At 37.9% G+C, this 1,431-nt stretch carries 1 protein-coding gene; it reads right to left on the bottom strand.

Going from position 1 to position 1,431, the window contains the following annotated elements; translation table 11 throughout:
- The coding region (locus AC1DG9_RS27010; RefSeq protein WP_172662697.1) for a hypothetical protein at positions 1–1,325 on the bottom strand (1,325 nt) is incomplete at its 3' end.
- Positions 1,326–1,431: the final 106 nt, after the last annotated feature.

Here is a 1,431-nt window from a genome sequence, read left to right as displayed (position 1 = left end):
TAGTTCTTGCTGAAAAGCCCAGCAATATTTGCTTTAATTCCTAAGTAGGCATTAATACTGGGTGCATAATCCTTTAAAAAACCTCTGATTTCTCCACCAATGGTCACGCCCAAGCCGGAATACTGTTCGCTTATACGCGCCCTTACTAGATAGAATGCTTTCTTTTCAGAGAGCACATTTTTTATCATACCCCTCTGACCCTCCCTAGGCCTATAGTATGCTAAATTGTAGTTAGCAACTCCCAGGTTAGGATCAAGATAAATTTTGACTTTGTTTTTCGCATTTAAAAACATTGGGAGTCCAAAACTGAAGTATCCACTTGTTTGGGTATCAGTAGTATTCTGTAATAAGAAACCTTTTCCAGACTGAAATACAGGGTCTGTTAACGCAAGAGCGGAGGTGTCGCTAGGTAGGGTGTCGGTATCAAAACTTCTTGTGGTTGATACTACCAAAGCTTCCATTCTAAATGATAAATATATATTAAAGAAATCGCTCCTGTTATTGTTAAGTCTGAAAGTTGGGTTGAAGTAGTAACTCCATTGACTGGTATGTACTTTCAAATGATCTATGAAAATGTTTCTCCGGTATTTAGTTTTGCCTGGTATGTATTTACCAGTATCTATTTGTATGTACTGAGGCCTGACATTCACGTTTGAGGAATCGCGTGTAAAATTCTGGAAGTTTGCGATTCCCAGGAAGCCGCCTAGTCGGTCATCCGGACCAGTAATATCATTTGCGTATATGAAAAGCTCACCGCTGATTTTTTGAAATTTCAGATTGTTATAGAAATCCAGGCTGCCTCCGGTGTAAAATTCTATTCCAACATGTCTAGTTTTTTCTTCCTCACTCGCAGTGTATTGGGGTTCATCCGCACTTCCGTCATTGGCGTCAAAAATATTTACTACGAATTCCGTAGACTGGTCTTTACCCTTGTCATCTTTATAGGTGAAATTGATGTAAAGCTCACGCAGGGCTTCAGTAAATTTCTGTGCTTTGATGGTGACTTCGACCTCATCCTTGTATTTGTCTGCAGATTTGACGGTTACTTCACCATCTGCCAAAGTATAGTCCCTGTCAATGGCCGAACTTTTATCCTTCAGGACTTTATAGGAAATTTTGGTGTCTTTTGTTGCTTTTTCCAAGGTAAACTGGATAGTGATTTTTTTATCTGCCTTCTCTTTTTTTGTGCTAAGCGGAGACGGGGTTTGAAATTTCAATTCCTGTCCTACAACATTTGATGAAATACAGTTAAATGTTATAAACATTGAGGTGATGACGATGCATCTAGTTAAAAACAAGTTTGTTTTTAGAGTTGAGAGTTTCATGACGGAGCTTATTTAGAGTAAAAAATACTTTGATTGGCGGATATTAAAAAACGTGAATTTGGTTCAACATAAAATACTATTTACCGATAAAGAATATTAATAGGAC

The sequence above is a fragment of the Pedobacter sp. 05L430 genome, assembly GCF_056397585.1.
The sequence above is the reverse complement of the archived record's forward strand: the minus strand, read 5'-3'. Positions and strand labels throughout refer to the sequence as shown.